This window comes from Pseudoxanthomonas sp. UTMC 1351, assembly GCF_040948865.1.
GTDB lineage: Bacteria > Pseudomonadota > Gammaproteobacteria > Xanthomonadales > Xanthomonadaceae > Pseudoxanthomonas_A.
Genome location: NZ_JAVGJT010000032.1, coordinates 16,945 through 32,409, shown reverse-complemented (window position 1 = coordinate 32,409; position 15,465 = coordinate 16,945). Strand labels below are relative to the sequence as shown.

Genomic DNA, 15,465 nt, shown 5'->3' with positions numbered 1-15,465 from the left:
CAATCAGAAGCGATAATCCAACCGCACGTAGTAGCTGCCGCCATTCATGCCGAAGGGCATGGTTTCCCAGCCGTACTTGAAGCCAAGCTGCGGGAATGGTGCCGCGTTGACCGGATCCCATTCGTCCGGGTACTCGTCCAGGATGTTGTTGCCGCCGACACTGAGCGCCAGGTTATCGCTGAAGGCGTAGCGGACGCCAAGATCCAACAGCCACTTGCCGCCCCAGGTCTGCACGAACCCCGGCGTGAAACCTTCCGCCGCCACTGAACCGAAATAGTTCGCGCGTGTGGTCAGTTGCCACTGGTCCTTCTCCCACACCGCCTGCAGCACGTGATGGGCGCGTGGCTGTCCGCGTTCCACCAACGTCACCTGGGTGTCGTCGAACAACGCGGTGGGCGAGAGGATCGGCGATTGTGAGCGCCGGTTCAGCACTTCGGTCTTGTTGAAGTGGATGAGCGCAGTCAGATTGAGGTTGCTGCCGCCATCGAACGCCGTGTTGTGGTTCGCGACGATGTCCAGACCGGTGGTGCGGGTGTCGATGGCGTTGGTGAAGAACTGCGCCTGGCCCACATTGAAGGGAGCCAGCGCCGCTGCAATCGGGCAGTTCGCGTTATCCGCCGCGCACGGCAGACCGTCGGTGCCCACTGCTTCCGGCGCGATGTTGCCGGAAAAGATGATGCGGTCGTCGATCTCGATGCGGAACAGATCGGCCGTCAGCGTGAATCGCTCATTGGGCTTGAGCACGAAACCCATCGTCGCACTGGTGGAGGTTTCCTCCTGCAACGAGGGAATGCCCAGCGCACGCGTCACCTCGCTGTCCTGGCGCGCGGTCAGTGTGTCGGTCAGCGTGCCGCTGCCGGGGTCCAGGTTGGTGGAGACCTGGCTGTAGAACTGCTGTTGCACGCCGGGTGCGCGGAAGCCCGTGGCTAACGTGCCGCGCACGGCGAACGCTTCGGTCGCGTCGAAGCGCGCCGACAGCTTGCCCGTGGTGGTGTTGCCAAAGTCAGAATAATCCTCGAACCGAACAGCCGCACCCACCAGGAATTTCTCGGTGAGGTTGGTTTCGGCGTCGAAATACACCGCCATGCTATGGCGGCCATCATCCACTTCCGTGCCGGGAGTGAAGCCGGGGAAACCCTGGATACCCGGCGCCGCCGGGTCTCCGGTCTGGCCGACGATAAGAATGTTGGGGTTGTTGGTACGGCCGTAGGTATACGACACCGGATCGCCCGCCTTGATGCGGTAGTTGTCCTCACGCCATTCGAAACCGGTGGCCAGATACAGCGGCTGATCGTTGAAGCCGCCCACTTGTCCGCGGAAATCCAAATTGAAGGTAGTCTGCTCGAACTCCAGCGTGCCGGTGTCGGCGGACGTGGGCGATTCGGCATAGATGCCGCTGCCGTCGGGTAAGGGCTCGTACCACCAACTGACGTTGACCGAATTGCTCTCTTCGAAACCGAACTTGCTGCGCCCGTGATTGATCGAGATATCCCAATCCCACGTGTCGCCAAGCGGCGCCTTGTAGCCGACTGCCAGGGAACCGTCTTCCACCGTGGTCAGGATGTTGGGAAGGAATCCATTCGGATGCAGCGCGGGCACGGTGCGATTGTCACCGGCGCTGCGAAAGAAGCCGGAGGAGTCGCCTTCGCGTTTGGACACACCGCCGAACCAATACAGTTCGCCTGTGCCTACCGGCAAGCCGCCGTTCCACCACAGGTAGTAGTCCTTGGCGTCGGCGTCGCCCAAGCGCTGCGTCACCCGCGGCGGATCCACACGCAAACTGTCCGGGCCGGCACGGTTGGTTTCATTGCGATTGCGCGCTTCCGCCGACAGATTGAGGAAACCCTCGCTGCCCAGCTTGAAACCGGTGTTGACCGAGCCGTGCAGCATCTCGCCATCGCCAGCGTAGTACTGCGAGCCCTCGATCGAAACATCGGTGTGATCGGTCTGGGTTTTCAGGATGATGTTGATGACGCCGGAAATCGCATCGGAGCCGTACTGCGCCGCCGCACCGTCGCGCAGCACTTCGATGCGCTCGATGGCGGAAATGGGAATGGCGTTGATATCGGTGCCGGCCGAACCGCGGCCGATAGTCTGCTGTACGTTCACCAACGCCTGCTGATGGCGGCGCTTGCCGTTGACCAGCACCAGCACCTGGTCGGGACCCAGCGCGCGCAGCGTGGCTGGGCGCAGGATGTCGGTGCCGTCGCTGACGAACGTGCGCGAGAAATTGAAAGAAGGCTCCAGCATCTGCAGTATCTGGCCGATTTCCATGGCGCCAGTGGAATTCAATTCTTCCTTGCCGATCACGTCGACAGGTGCGGCGGTTTCCTCCGCCGTGCGGCCACGCACGCGGGTGCCAATCACGACGACCTCATCCAGCGTTCTGGCTTCCGTACTGCTGGAAGCCGTTGTGGTGGTTTGCGCATGGGCGGGCGTAAGCGCGGAAGCGGCCAAAGCGGCGCTGATCGCCAGGGTCAAATGACGCAGACTCGATTGGGACATGAGTGGATTTCCTCCTGAATAGTTTCGGACTCGTGGAGCCGTCAGAGAGGTTTACCACTTCTTTAACTTATCGAAAATGAAAACAAGCCCAATTTGGCGAGAGCGAATTCGCGATTACGTGGCGGCGCGTAAAAAGCTGAAAAACAGGCGTAATTGCCGTTTTTCTCTATGACGTCCGGTCAACGAAAACATGCGAACCGTGTAATGGCACTTACGACATGGGATTGAGCGGAGCTGACGAAGCCGCAATTACACTCGCTCGCACGGGCGCGTAATCGGGCAAATGTATAACGCCGGCACTTTCAACAAGAACTATGGATTGCCTTCGGCAGCCGTCTCAGATGAATCGCTTCCCCGATGCTTGGCAATGGCGGGCAACGGCGCGATGCGAAGACGGTTGCCGCGGCAGACATCCACGCCCTCGTAGATCACTGTTTGGCCATTGCGGAAACCGAAACGAAAATCGTGCAAGCAGTTGTCGCTCGCGATTTCGATAGTGGCGGAATCCCCACCACCGCGCAGCGCCGCACCCAGCGGCTTGTCTTGGAATGAATCGCTACCGGCGGTGGCGATGGAAAGCGATATCACGCTGTCGTGTGCGCGGTTGATCAACTCCACGTACCGCGTCTGCGTTCCCTTATCGGCATATGCGGCAGTGACGAACAGAAGAGGGGCGTAAGCGGCGGCGAGGATCGGGCGCATGACGAGGTCTCCGACGAAATGATGGGTCGCCGGTAGCGGTGATGGATTGCGCCACCCGGCGCACCGATCAAGCCACTTCATGGGCGCCCGGGAAAGCGATCCGGGACGAATCGTCGCTACGCCGTTGCGAATCGTAGCTGCGTTCCGCTGTGCTTTTCAGCGCCGCGCGCTGCGCCTAGGATGGCGGCGTACCCAACCAGAACTGTGCGAATGAATATCCGCCTCGGCAGCACGGAAATCGGCCTGTTCCGCTATCTCGGCCTGTGGTCGGCGGTGGTGGTGGTGTTCGCCATACAGCGATACTTGTATGACGCGATCGATGGGCCGACGTGGTCGGCTTCCGACTATCTGCGTTGGTCGATGATCCAGTGGTACACCTGGGCTGCGCTCGCGCCGTTGGTGTTCCGGTTGGCTGAGCGCTACCCCATCCAGGCGCCTGTGCGCTTGCGCGGGCTGGGACGCCAGTTGCCTTTGAGCATCGCCGTGACCCTGCTTGCGCTGGGAATCGGCGCGTTTGTCTCTACCGCGTTCGAGCCAAGTTCGTTCGGCCAACAGCTTCGGTTCTTTCTGGGCATGCATTTCGCTACCGGACTATTTACCTACTGGGCACTTTTCACCATCCAGCAGGCGCTGCATTTTCATGCCGAGAAGACCCGCCGCGAAGTCGAGGCGAGCCGTCTGGCCACCGAGCTCGCGCAATCTCGCCTACAGGCGTTGAAATCGCAGCTGCAGCCTCACTTCCTGTTCAACACGCTGCACGCCATCGTGACGCTGCTTGACGAAGACACGTTATCGGCCGAAGACATGCTGCTGCGGCTCAGCGACCTGCTGCGCGCATTCCTGGAAGACTACGACGGGCAGGAAATTACCCTGCGCCGGGAACTGGCCCTGCTGGATCTCTATCTCGGTATCCAGCGCGTGCGATTCAAGGATCGCCTGACCACGCAGGTCTATGTCGCGCCAGATGTGCTGGATTGCGCCGTGCCCAGCCTGATCCTGCAACCCATCGTCGAAAACGCGATCCGGCACGGCATCAGCCAGCGCGTCGGTAGCGACTGCATAGAGATAGAAGCCCGACGCGAGGGCGACAGTTTGTGCATCGATGTGCGCAATCGCAACAGCATGCTCGCGAAAGACACGCTGGATAGCGGCGTGATCGACAACGGCAGGCCTGAGGGCGAGCGGAGCGTCGCAGGTCACGGTATTGGCCTGTCCAACGCGCGGCTGCGCCTCAGGGAACTCTATGGCGACAATGCGCAGATCCGTCTCGACATGATCTGGCCGCAAGGCGTGGCCTGCCGCATCCGTTTGCCATTCCGCGAGTTGGAAGAGCCCGACGATATGCCGGAGCATGTGCCCGCATGAACGTGCCGCCCGTTGTGGGTCTGCCTTTATGAGTATCTCCGCGCTGGTGATCGACGACGAGCCGATTGCGCGCCACGCCATCGTGCGCCTGCTGCGTGGCGACCCGGACATCGAGCTACTGGGCGAATGCGGCGACGGTGCATCGGCGGTAATCGCCATCCGCAGTCAGCAACCGGACTTGGTATTCCTGGATATCCAGATGCCTGCGATGACCGGTATGGACGTGGTCGCCTCGATCGGTGCGGCGCACATGCCGGCGACGATCTTCGTCACCGCATTCGAGCAGTACGCAGTCCGCGCATTCGAGGCCAACGCGGTGGACTATCTGGTCAAACCTTTCAGCCGAGAGCGTTTCGCCGACACCTTGCAACGTGCGAAGACGCGTCTGGCCGCCGGCGGCACCGGCCCGCAGGTCACCGCTCAGATACTGCAGGCATTGGATGCGCTGCGCCAGCGCGATGCGTATCTGGAACGTATTCCGGTGCGCGTGGACGAGCATGTCGTCTTCGTCGAGGTGCAGGACATCGTTTGGATCAAGGCCAGTCGCAACATTGTGCAGCTGCACCTGGCCGACCGCGTGCACGAACTGCGTGAAACCATGGCAACGCTCGCCGCGCGATTGGATCCACGCCACTTCGCCCGTGTCCACCGCTCGGCGATCATCAACATCCGCCGCGTCAAGGCGATCCATCCGTGGTTCAACGGCCACCACGTCGTCACCATGGATACCGGCCAGCAACTGCGCATGAGCCGCTACCAGCACGAGACGTTCCTGCGGCTGGTGACGACTAAGCAGAAGGGTGAATTGGAGGAGGGCTGAGCAACCTGCTGCTTGTTGTGCGGAGCGCGCGTCGGGGCGTGGTTCCGACCTACGTCCCATAGGGTGGGCCCTGGCCCACCATTGCCATCTTGACGCTTGCATCGGCAATCATCGAAAAATCCATGCCGCGGGTGTTTCGAACTGGCTTCGTTGATTGCCATCGTGAGTTGAAGCGTGGCAATGGTGGGCCGGGGCCCACCCTACGGCTTCGCCCAGCTCTTGATCTCGCCGTGAACGAATGGGCCGATCTTCTGTTTGACGATACGTCCGTCCGCGCCAACGAGCACCGTGTACGGCAGCACGCCGCGCGTGTTGCCTAGCCAGACGCTGGCATCGGCGGGACCGGGCGTGTCCAGCACGATGGGGTAGCTGACCGGTACGCGCTGCAGGAAATCCCGTACTCCTTCTGGCGTATCCAGTGCCAATCCGATCACTTGCACACCGTCGGCCGCTTGGGTCTTGGCGAAGGCTTCCAGTTCAGGCATTTCTTCCACGCAAGGGCCGCACCAACTGGCCCAGACGTTGATCAATATCGGGCGACCGCGATATTGAGCCGAGATATCAATGCGTTCGCCATCCAAGCCCGGCAGCACGACAGACGGCATCGCATCGCCGCGCTTGGCAGGAATCACACCGGCAGGCGGTTTGGGTGCCGACGCATCCGCGGCGCTTTGCAGTACGCGCTGTCCCGTTTCTGTCCGCAGCAACACCCGGCTACCGTCGAACCACACGCTGGCGACCGCGCCTAGCCCAGCCGCTACGACAGCAGCCAACACAATGCGAGGCGTGGTGACTTTCATTGCGCCGCGCGCGCCATTGCGTCGCTCACGATCTTGCGGGTCAGCACGGTCGGTAGGACCTCGCCTTCGCCGCCGTTGCGCGGATACACCACATACAACGGCACACCGACGGCCTTGTGGCTTTCCAGGAAAGCGGTGATTTCCGGATCCACGTTGGTCCAATCGCCTTGCACGAATACGGCGTTGTGCTGCTCCAGCAGGTCGCGGAAGGCCTGGGTGTGAAGCACGGTTTTCTCGTTCGCTTTGCAGGTGACGCACCAGTCGGCGGTCATGTCGACGAACACCACGCGTCCTTCCGCCCGCAGCGCGGTCAACGTGGCGTTGGAGAACGGGACAATCGCAGAAGCGTTCGCGCCTGCACGAGGCGCCGAGGGCAGACGATGCGCCATCGCCAGCGGCACCAGCGAGGCAGCCGCCAGCAACACCGCCAGCCCACGACGCAAGGGTGCCGTGCGCAGGCGCAAACGCTGGAACCACCACAGCCCCAGCGCCAGCAGCACCAACCCAGCCAACGCCAGTCCAATGGCGTCGATGCCGCGCTGATTGCCGAGCACCCACAGCAGCCAGACCGCGGTTAGGTACATCGGGAAGGCGAGGAATTGCTTCAGTGTCTCCATCCATGCGCCCGGGCGCGGCAGCCGATTGGCCAGCGCCGGCACGAAGCCGATCAGCAGGAATGGCAGCGCCAGCCCCAATCCAAGCGCGGCGAACACCATCAGCGCCAGCGGCGTGGAGGCGGTGAAGGCGAACGCCAGCGCCGCGCCCATGAACGGCGCGGTGCAGGGACTGGCGATCACCACCGCCAACACTCCGGTGAAGAAATCGCCCGCGGGTCCGGATTGGCGCGTCAGCGCATCGCCAGCGCCGGCCAGGCGATGACCAACAGAGAACACGCCGGACAGGCTCAGGCCAATGGCGAACATCAGATACGCCAGCAAGCCGACCACCCAGGGCTGCTGCAGTTGGAAGCCCCAGCCCAACGCTTGTCCGGCGGCGCGCAAACCCAGCGCCAAGGCGCCGATCGCCACGAAGCTGATCAGCACGCCGGCGGTGTACCACAGCGCACTTTGCCGCGCGCGACCACCGCTGCGCCCGCTATCGGCCAGCGACAGCGCCTTCAACGACAACACCGGCAGTACGCACGGCATCAGATTGAGGATTATTCCGCCGCCGAGTGCCAGCAATAGCGCCAGCAAGAAACTGCCGACCGTAGCCGCATTCCGGCGCTGCACGTCTGCCGGCGGCGTGGTGCGCGGTACTTCGGCCGGAGTGCTTGCAGCAGCGGTATCTGCGGCCGTGGCGCCTGGGGTAACCGCGACTTCCGCGTTGTCGGGTTCTGACGCAACGGCGGCGTCCGCGGACGTCGCAGAACCGGTCACCGCGGCAGTAGGGGTAATGGTGCCGGCCGGAAGCGACAGCTTCACCTGCCGAGTCATCGGTGGATAGCAGATGCCACCGGTCTGGCAACCTTGGAAGGTCACCCGCAGCGTGGCATCGGCGGCGCGCACGTGTTCGCGCTTCAGCGGGACCGGCACTTCCGCCTGATCGAAATAGACCACGACGTCCCCGAAGTGCTCATCGTGATACGCCTTGCCCGTCGGCCATTGCGGCGGTTGCAGCGCGATGCCGGGCGCGCCTTCCAGCGTCATCGAGGTGCGGTCGCGGTACACGTAGTAACCGGGCGTCGGGGTAAAGCGCAACAGCAGCTGGTCCCCGTTGAAGGCGATCGCTTCAAAAGCGAACGCCTGCTCCGGCGACAGCGGCGCGGCATCGATGGCGCTTGCGGCCGGGTTGCCCAGCAGCGACGTGCCAGGGCGCGTAAGCGGGACGAACGCCGCCGGAGCGCTGCCTGCCGCAGGCAGCGTGACGGTCAGCGTGCGGGTTTGTGGCGGATAGCAGACGCCGGCGTCCGCGCAACCTTGGTATTTCACCTTCAGCGTGACGCGATCTGCGGTCGCGGTGCCTGGCAATATGCCGGTCAAACGGTCGCGATAGGTTTCCACATCGCCGAAGAATTCATCACGATAAGCCTTGCCCTTGGGCAGTTGTAGCGCCTCGCCGGTGAAGCCTTCGGTAGCCTGCACATCGGTGCGATGGCGGTAGAGGTAATAACCGTCGGCGATTTTCCACTCGACCTCGATGCGGTCGCGGGTCGACGCCTTGGCGCTCAGCTCGAAGGCCTGGTCCACCGGCAGCAGGTCGTCCACATCCACGGCCAGCGCGGGGGCGCTCGGCCAGGCGCTCGCCAAGATCAGGAGCAGCGCGGAAAAGGCGGACATGAAGAACGGGCGGCGCGACGGCGTCATGGAATCACTCTGGGGAATCAATCGGGTTTTTGGGTCTGGGCGGCGACCCAATCCAGATAAGCGGGCAGGCCGGCGCGGACTTCGACCGCGATTACCTCCGGCAGTTCATATGGGTGCAGCTCGCGGATACGGGCGCTTAGCGCTTCCAGGCAATCCGCGGTGGTCTTGATCAGCAGCAGGATTTCGCTAGCCTGTTCCACCTTGCCTTGCCAGCGATACACCGAAGTAACCCCGGGAAGCAGGTTCACGCATGCGGCCAGCCGTTCTCCCACCAGGGCATCGGCGATGCGTTGGCCGGTAGCGGCGTCCGGACAGGTGCAGTAGACAAGGTGGATGGGCATGGGCTGCGGATTATCGCAGACCCCGGCAGGACTCCTTTCGCAAAAAAATCCGGCAAGCGGCCCTTGAATCGTCATCTTGGGGCCCCAACATCAGGGCAATCCGGCGTTCGTGCCGGGTTTTTGCGCCCGCGATGCTGGCAGTCGGCATGTCCGAGTGCTAACATCGCCACCCTTTCCCGTGTGTAATCAATCACTTAAAGAGGATTGAAATGAGCAATATCAAGCCGCTGTACGACCGCGTGGTCATCAAGCGTATGGAAGAAGAAAAGATGTCCGCTGGCGGCATCGTGATCCCTGACTCGGCCACCGAGAAGCCCATCAAGGGTGAAGTCGTCGCCGTGGGCGAAGGCAAGGCGCTGGACAACGGCAGCGTACGCGCGCCTAAGGTCAAAGCGGGCGACAAGGTCCTGTTCGGCAAGTACAGCGGCACCGAAGTGAAGCTGGACGGTACCGATTACCTGGTCGTCAAAGAAGACGACATTTTCGCGGTCCTGGGATAAGGCGAAAGGCGGGAACGGGGAACCGGGAATGACACATCGTCAGCTCCTGCGCAGACTCCGCTCCCGATCACGACCAGCTTTCATTCCCCGTTCCCTGTTCCCCTTTCCCGCTTTTCATTCTTGCTAAGGAAACATCATGGCAGCTAAAGATATCCGTTTCGGCGAAGACGCTCGTACGCGCATGGTGCGCGGCGTGAACATTCTCGCCAATGCCGTCAAGGCCACCCTGGGCCCGAAGGGCCGCAACGTCGTGCTCGAGAAGAGCTACGGCGCCCCCACCATCACCAAGGACGGCGTGTCCGTGGCCAAGGAAATCGAACTGGCTGACAAGTTCGAGAACATGGGCGCGCAGATGGTCAAGGAAGTCGCTTCCAAGACCTCCGACAACGCCGGCGACGGCACCACCACCGCCACCGTGCTGGCACAGGCGCTGATCCGCGAAGGTTCCAAGGCGGTCGCCGCCGGCATGAACCCGATGGACCTGAAGCGCGGCATCGACAAGGCGGTCATCGCCGCCGTGGCCGAGCTGAAGAAGATCAGCAAGCCCACCGCCGACGACAAGGCGATCGCCCAGGTCGGCACCATCTCGGCCAACTCCGACAGCAACATCGGCGACATCATTGCCGAAGCGATGAAGAAGGTTGGCAAGGAAGGCGTGATCACGGTTGAAGAAGGTTCGGGCCTGGAGAACGAACTGGACGTGGTCGAAGGCATGCAGTTCGACCGCGGCTACCTGTCGCCGTACTTCATCAACAACCAGCAGAGCCAGCAGGTCGAATTCGACGACCCGTTCATCCTGATCCACGACAAGAAGATCTCCAACGTCCGCGAGCTGCTGCCGGTGCTGGAAGGCGTCGCCAAGGCCGGTAAGCCGCTGCTGATCGTGGCCGAGGAAGTCGAAGGCGAAGCACTGGCCACCCTGGTGGTCAACACCATCCGCGGCATCGTCAAGGTTGCCGCCGTGAAGGCGCCGGGCTTCGGCGACCGTCGCAAGGCCATCCTGGAAGACATCGCCACGCTGACCAACGGCACGGTGATCTCCGAGGAAGTCGGCCTGCAACTGGAGAAGGCCACCATCAACGACCTGGGCCGTGCCAAGAAGGTCGTGGTGTCGAAGGAAAACACCACGATTATCGATGGCGCCGGCGAAGCCGATCGCATCCAGGCCCGCATCAAGCAGATCAAGGCGCAGATCGAAGAGACCTCTTCGGACTACGACCGCGAGAAGCTGCAGGAGCGCGTGGCTAAGCTGGCTGGCGGCGTGGCCGTCATCAAGGTCGGCGCGGCGACCGAAGTCGAAATGAAGGAAAAGAAGGCCCGCGTTGAAGACGCCCTGCACGCGACCCGTGCGGCGGTGGAAGAAGGCGTGGTCCCGGGCGGCGGCGTTGCCCTGATCCGTGCGTTGCAGGCCATTGGCGAACTGAAGGGTGCCAACGAAGACCAGAACCACGGCATCAACATCGCCAAGCGCGCGATGGAAGCCCCGCTGCGCGAAATCGTCGCCAACTGCGGCGAAGAGCCTTCGGTTGTGCTGAACAACGTCGCCAACGGCAAGGGCAACTATGGCTACAACGCCCAGACCGGCGAATACGGCGACATGATCGAGTTCGGCATCCTGGACCCGACCAAGGTCACCCGTTCGGCCCTGCAGAACGCAGCGTCGATCGCCGGCCTGATGATCACCACCGAAGCGATGGTGGCCGAAGCGCCGAAGAAGGACGAGCCGGCAATGCCGGGCGGCGGTGGCATGGGCGGCATGGGCGGCATGGATTTCTGATCCAGCCCCTTTCCGTACGCACTACCGCAACACAAAAAACCCCGCCGCGAGGCGGGGTTTTTCTTTTTCCGTAGGAGCGCCGTCCCGGCGCGAGCTCTTCCTGTCAGATCGCGATGGAAGCGAAAAAGCTCGCGGCGAGACGCCGCTCCGCGCCCCAATAGTCTCTCGGCGTGCGCGATCAAAAGCGCGCCGCAGCGCGTCCGGATGGCGGACGCCTGGGTCTTGGCTTTACGATGCGATTGACAGGAAGTGCTCGCGGCGGGACGCCGCTCCGCGCCTCGGTAGCTTCTCGGCGTGCGGGATCAAAAGCGCGCCGCAGCGCGTCCGGATGGCGGACGCCTGGGTCTTGGCTTTACGATGCGATTGACAGGAAGTGCTCGCGGCGGGACGCCGCTCCTACAAGGGCAAAACGCTCCTACGTTGTCCCAGGTAGATCGCATCAGGGCAGCGTTTCCGCATCTCACATAAAAAGGATGCCCGTTGCAGATGAAACATTCGTAACCCGCCAAAACCTGTGTTATCAATGGCGCCAACGAACGCACCCCGCGCCCGCTTTTACTTTTGGTATTACGGTTTTCCAATGCCGCTGGCGGAGGAAGGGTTGCGATCGCTCTGAAGATTTGAAACAGAAGCATCCCCTGAAAGCCGCCAGCCACCCTGGCGGCTTTTTTGCTGCCAGGGCCGGCGGAACAAAATAACTGGAGAAACACCTATGGCCCCCCATACCGACGACCTGCGCATCCGCAAGCTTGAACCGCTCACACCGCCTGCGCAGTTGATTTCCGAACTACCGTGCGACGACGTGGTTTCCGAAACCGTTGCCAACAGCCGGCAGGCGTTGCACGACATCCTGCATGGCCGTGACGATCGCCTGGCGGTCGTCATCGGTCCCTGTTCGATCCACGATCCCCTTGCCGCGATGGAATACGCGCGTCGGCTGCGTCCGCTGCGCGATACGCTGGGCGCGGACCTGGAAATCGTCATGCGCGTGTATTTCGAAAAACCGCGCACCACTGTCGGTTGGAAAGGCCTGATCAACGATCCGGACCTGGATGGCAGCTTCCGTATCAATGAAGGGTTGCGGTTGGCGCGCGGGTTGCTGCGCGACATCAACCGCCTCGGCTTGCCGGCCGGCTGCGAATATCTGGATACCACATCACCGCAGTACATCGCCGATCTGGTGGCCTGGGGCGCGATTGGCGCGCGCACCACCGAGAGCCAGATCCATCGCGAAATGGCCTCCGGCTTGTCCTGTCCCGTCGGCTTCAAGAACGGCACCGACGGCAACGTGAAAATCGCCGCCGATGCGGTGAATGCCGCCTCGCATCCGCACCATTTCCTGGCCGTCACCAAGGAAGGCCGCTCCGCGATCGCATCCACCACCGGCAATCCCGACTGCCATGTGATCCTGCGCGGCGGCAAAGCGCCCAACTACAACGCAGAAAGCGTGGAGGCGGCCAGCCTGGTGCTGACGAAGGCGGGCCTGCCCGCGCGCCTGATGATCGACGCCAGTCATGCCAACAGCAGCAAGGATCCGGAGAATCAGCCACGCGTGGTCGATGCCATCGCTGCGCAGGTGGAAGCCGGCGACCACCGGATCATCGGCACGATGATCGAAAGCCATCTGGTCGCCGGCCGCCAGGAATTGGTTCCCGGGCAGACGCTGATCTACGGCCAGAGCATCACCGATGGTTGCATCGGTTGGGATGCTTCGGTCGCCGTGCTGGAGCGCCTGGCCGAAGCCGTCCGCCGCCGCCGCGAGCGCCGGCTGTCGCAGGCGGCTTAGCACCGTATGCTTCCTTGTGGGAGCGACGTAAGTCGCGACGTTGGTGTTTCCGGTCGCGACTTACGTCGCTCCCACAAGAAATTCATTCGCGCCTTTGTAGAGCCTAGCTGCGCCTCGCGATAGTACGGAGTCAGTAGCAATGAGGCCGTCGCAACGGCGCGCCCCGCGATAGGACCGAAGCAATGGCAACAATGCCGTCGCAACGGCAGGCGATAACCAATAGCCGATGCCGTAGAGCGGAGCTTGCTCCGCTGCTTTTGGCTCTGAGGCAACGGACACGAAGAGCAGCGGAGCAAGCTCCGCTCTACGAGACGCGCGGTGACCTCGAATCCATGAGGCCCTGCAAACCACCGCACAAAATGACTTCCGGCACCTGGAAGTAGTGACCTCAGGCAACTGACCCTGACGACACGCCGAAGCAGACTGGCCTTGTCGAGCCGACATTGCCAGAGGACTTCGCCATGAATCGTCGCCTTCACTACTTCCTCGTTGCATCCGCATTGACCGCCGGTTTGTCCTGCATCAACGCGCAGGCGGCCGAACTCACCGTTCGCATCCACGACATTCGTGCCCAGACGGGCGTGCTGAAGGTGGCGCTGGTCGATGGCGTGCCAGGTTGGGACGGCAAGGCCGCTCCGGTGAAAGCCGACGGCGCGCCGCCGCAGGGCGACGGCGCCACGTTCGTGTTCAAGGATCTCGCGCCGGGCACCTACGCGGTGATGATCAGCCACGACGAAAACGGCAACGGCAAGCTGGACAGCAACTTCATGGGTATGCCGACCGAAGGCTACGGTTTCAGCAACAACCCAGCGGTGATGCGCAAGCCAACCTGGGAAGAAGCGCGCTTCGAGTTGGCGGCCGACCAGGCCATCGACGTCACGCTGCGCTGAGGACATCACCATGGATCGCCGCCGCTTCCTCCGTAATTTTCTGTCCGGTGCTACCGCGCTCGCCGTAGGCCCTACGCTGCTGCATGGCGAATGGGTGCAGGCGGGCGACGCTTCGCGATTCGCCACCGGTCTTCGAGAGCATCCCTGGCTCGCAGGCTGGAAAAGCGTCAACACCGAATCATTCGGCCCAACGACGGTCGAACTGCAAGGCCGCCTTCCGGATGGCTTCGCCGGCACGTTGTACCGCAATGGTCCCGCGTGGACCGAACGTGCCGGGTTCCGCTATGAACACTGGTTCGATGGCGACGGCATGGTGCACGGCTGGCATTTCGATGAAGGCAGCGTTACTCACCGGTCGCGCATGGTCGCCACACCCAAGTTCGTGCGCGAACAAAAAGCCGGACGTTTTCTCTATCCGGCGGCGGGCACATCCATTCCGGATGTGCGGGCCGTTCGCAACAACGACGACGTCAATACCGCTAATACGTCGGTAACGACGATCAATGGACGTTTGTTTGCGTTGCATGAAGGGGGTTCGGCCTTCGAACTGGATCCGGATCAGCTGACGACGTTGGGTCCCGTCACCTGGCGTGACGATCTTGTGGCGGTGCCGTTCTCCGCGCATCCGCTGAAGGACCGCGACGGGTCGCTTTGGAACTTCGGTTCCATTGGGTTGATGGGCGGAGCGGGCCTGATGGTCTGGCATGTCGGCGCCAACGGAATGCTGATCACCGCCAATGTGTTGGAAACGCCGATACACGGCTATCTGCACAGCTTCGCAATGACAGAAAAGCACCTGATATTCGTACTCGCGCCATTTCGCTATGCGGAAGGCGAGGGCGCATTCTTCGAGCGCCTGCATTTCAGCACCGATCAGGCGTGCCGTATCGCCGTTGTGCCAAAGGATTCGGCCGAGCAAACGCGGTGGTTCGAAGCGGACTTCGCCGCGGTCTATCACTTCGGAGATGCGTTCGAGAAGAATGGCGAGATCGTCGTCCGCGCGGTGCATCACACCGACGCCCAGGCAGCGAAATCGCCGTTGAAGGCGGCAATGAAGGGAGATGGCAGCGCGGTCAATTCTCCCACCCGCTTGTTCGATCTGCGATTGAATCTCCGCAGCGGCCAGGCGCGCTGGGTGGATACGGGCATTGGCGATCTGGAGTTTCCGCTGTTCGATCCACGCACCCGCGGCGACCGTGCCGCCCGCCTGTACGCGCCGGTGTCGGAAGGCAGCTCGACACCGTACTTCAATGCCGTTGGGGCATTCGACGTGGAGCGCGGCCGACGGCAAGTGCATCGTTATGGCGACGCGATCATGGCCGAAGAGCATGTCTTCGTACCTCGGCCAGGTAGTCGTCGTGCGGGCGATGGGTGGTTGGTGGGAACCTTGTTGGATGCCGAACGTGGCCGCAGCGGTATCGCGGTGTTGGATGCGCAGCGAGTCAGCGATGGACCGCTGGCGCAGGCGTGGCTGCCGTATGCGTTCCCGTTGGGTTTCCACGGTCATTTTGCGGTGGGTTAGTGCATCTTGCATCGCTACGGCGAAGAGCTCGCGCCGGGGACGGCGCTCCTACCAAGGCAAACGCTCTTGTAGGAGCGCCGTCCCCGGCGCGAGCTCTTTCTGTCGGATCGCGATAAACGCCAAGAATAATTGAAGCCCGCCAGTTCGCCGC

General features: G+C 62.5%; 12 protein-coding genes. 7 read left to right on the top strand and 5 right to left on the bottom strand.

The genetic code is table 11. The features are described 5' to 3' along the window. Positions 1-3: 3 nt before the first annotated feature. Both AB6O04_RS18105 and AB6O04_RS18100 read right to left on the bottom strand, forming a co-directional pair. Positions 4-2,505 (bottom strand): TonB-dependent receptor plug domain-containing protein, encoded by a 2,502-nt coding sequence (locus tag AB6O04_RS18105; RefSeq protein ID WP_368565680.1) that lies wholly within the window; start codon positions 2,503-2,505, stop codon positions 4-6. Positions 2,506-2,817: 312 nt separating this feature from the next. Beyond that, complete coding sequence (locus AB6O04_RS18100; protein ID WP_368565679.1) at positions 2,818-3,207, bottom strand: hypothetical protein; 390 nt, start codon at positions 3,205-3,207, stop codon at positions 2,818-2,820. 210 nt (positions 3,208-3,417) lie between these two features. On the opposite strand from AB6O04_RS18100, the gene AB6O04_RS18095 reads away from it, so the two are divergent. Further along, positions 3,418-4,572 carry a sensor histidine kinase gene (locus tag AB6O04_RS18095; protein WP_368565677.1) on the top strand — a complete coding sequence of 385 codons (1,155 nt, stop codon included), beginning with the start codon at positions 3,418-3,420 and terminating at the stop codon, positions 4,570-4,572. Between the two features lie 28 nt (positions 4,573-4,600). Further along, positions 4,601-5,392, top strand: coding sequence for a LytR/AlgR family response regulator transcription factor (locus tag AB6O04_RS18090; RefSeq protein WP_368565676.1), 792 nt, complete (start codon positions 4,601-4,603; stop codon positions 5,390-5,392). Positions 5,393-5,592: 200 nt separating this feature from the next. On the opposite strand, the gene AB6O04_RS18085 is transcribed toward AB6O04_RS18090, so the two are convergent. Genes AB6O04_RS18085 through cutA form a run of 3 tightly spaced genes read right to left on the bottom strand, consistent with a single transcriptional unit; the run spans position 5,593 to position 8,839 of the window. Next, complete coding sequence (locus AB6O04_RS18085; protein ID WP_368565675.1) at positions 5,593-6,192, bottom strand: TlpA disulfide reductase family protein; 600 nt, start codon at positions 6,190-6,192, stop codon at positions 5,593-5,595. After that, on the bottom strand, positions 6,189-8,471 hold the full coding sequence (locus AB6O04_RS18080) for a protein-disulfide reductase DsbD family protein (protein WP_368565722.1): 2,283 nt from the start codon (positions 8,469-8,471) through the stop codon (positions 6,189-6,191). The genes AB6O04_RS18085 and AB6O04_RS18080 overlap by 4 nt, the downstream gene beginning before the upstream one ends. 44 nt (positions 8,472-8,515) lie before the next feature. Next, positions 8,516-8,839, bottom strand: coding sequence for a divalent-cation tolerance protein CutA (gene cutA / locus AB6O04_RS18075; protein ID WP_368565673.1), 324 nt, complete (start codon positions 8,837-8,839; stop codon positions 8,516-8,518). Between the two features lie 209 nt (positions 8,840-9,048). Between cutA and groES the strand changes: the two genes are divergently transcribed. The 5 genes from groES (at position 9,049) to AB6O04_RS18050 (ending at position 15,314) form a co-directional block, all read left to right on the top strand. Then, on the top strand, positions 9,049-9,339 hold the full coding sequence (gene groES, locus AB6O04_RS18070; RefSeq protein WP_368565672.1) for a co-chaperone GroES: 291 nt from the start codon (positions 9,049-9,051) through the stop codon (positions 9,337-9,339). A gap of 136 nt (positions 9,340-9,475) precedes the next feature. Next, positions 9,476-11,116: a chaperonin GroEL gene (groL, locus tag AB6O04_RS18065; RefSeq protein WP_337343629.1), complete on the top strand. Its 1,641-nt coding sequence runs from the start codon at positions 9,476-9,478 to the stop codon at positions 11,114-11,116. Positions 11,117-11,828: 712 nt separating this feature from the next. Then, entirely contained in the window at positions 11,829-12,902 is a 1,074-nt protein-coding gene (locus AB6O04_RS18060) for a 3-deoxy-7-phosphoheptulonate synthase (protein WP_368565670.1), read from the top strand. A 461-nt stretch (positions 12,903-13,363) separates the two neighbouring features. After that, on the top strand, positions 13,364-13,792 hold the full coding sequence (locus AB6O04_RS18055; protein WP_368565669.1) for a DUF2141 domain-containing protein: 429 nt from the start codon (positions 13,364-13,366) through the stop codon (positions 13,790-13,792). 10 nt (positions 13,793-13,802) lie between these two features. Next, positions 13,803-15,314 carry a carotenoid oxygenase family protein gene (locus AB6O04_RS18050; RefSeq protein WP_368565668.1) on the top strand — a complete coding sequence of 504 codons (1,512 nt, stop codon included), beginning with the start codon at positions 13,803-13,805 and terminating at the stop codon, positions 15,312-15,314. Positions 15,315-15,465 lie beyond the last annotated feature (151 nt).

What these genes read in the sequence shown, in the direction of transcription:
- AB6O04_RS18105 (WP_368565680.1), bottom strand. Translation starts at nt 2,505, where the DNA reads ATGTCCCAATCGAGTCTGCGTCATTTGACCCTGGCGATCAGCGCCGCT.
- AB6O04_RS18100 (WP_368565679.1), bottom strand. Translation starts at nt 3,207, where the DNA reads ATGCGCCCGATCCTCGCCGCCGCTTACGCCCCTCTTCTGTTCGTCACT.
- AB6O04_RS18095 (WP_368565677.1), top strand. Translation starts at nt 3,418, where the DNA reads ATGAATATCCGCCTCGGCAGCACGGAAATCGGCCTGTTCCGCTATCTC.
- AB6O04_RS18090 (WP_368565676.1), top strand. Translation starts at nt 4,601, where the DNA reads ATGAGTATCTCCGCGCTGGTGATCGACGACGAGCCGATTGCGCGCCAC.
- AB6O04_RS18085 (WP_368565675.1), bottom strand. Translation starts at nt 6,192, where the DNA reads ATGAAAGTCACCACGCCTCGCATTGTGTTGGCTGCTGTCGTAGCGGCT.
- AB6O04_RS18080 (WP_368565722.1), bottom strand. Translation starts at nt 8,471, where the DNA reads ATGTCCGCCTTTTCCGCGCTGCTCCTGATCTTGGCGAGCGCCTGGCCG.
- cutA (WP_368565673.1), bottom strand. Translation starts at nt 8,839, where the DNA reads ATGCCCATCCACCTTGTCTACTGCACCTGTCCGGACGCCGCTACCGGC.
- groES (WP_368565672.1), top strand. Translation starts at nt 9,049, where the DNA reads ATGAGCAATATCAAGCCGCTGTACGACCGCGTGGTCATCAAGCGTATG.
- groL (WP_337343629.1), top strand. Translation starts at nt 9,476, where the DNA reads ATGGCAGCTAAAGATATCCGTTTCGGCGAAGACGCTCGTACGCGCATG.
- AB6O04_RS18060 (WP_368565670.1), top strand. Translation starts at nt 11,829, where the DNA reads ATGGCCCCCCATACCGACGACCTGCGCATCCGCAAGCTTGAACCGCTC.
- AB6O04_RS18055 (WP_368565669.1), top strand. Translation starts at nt 13,364, where the DNA reads ATGAATCGTCGCCTTCACTACTTCCTCGTTGCATCCGCATTGACCGCC.
- AB6O04_RS18050 (WP_368565668.1), top strand. Translation starts at nt 13,803, where the DNA reads ATGGATCGCCGCCGCTTCCTCCGTAATTTTCTGTCCGGTGCTACCGCG.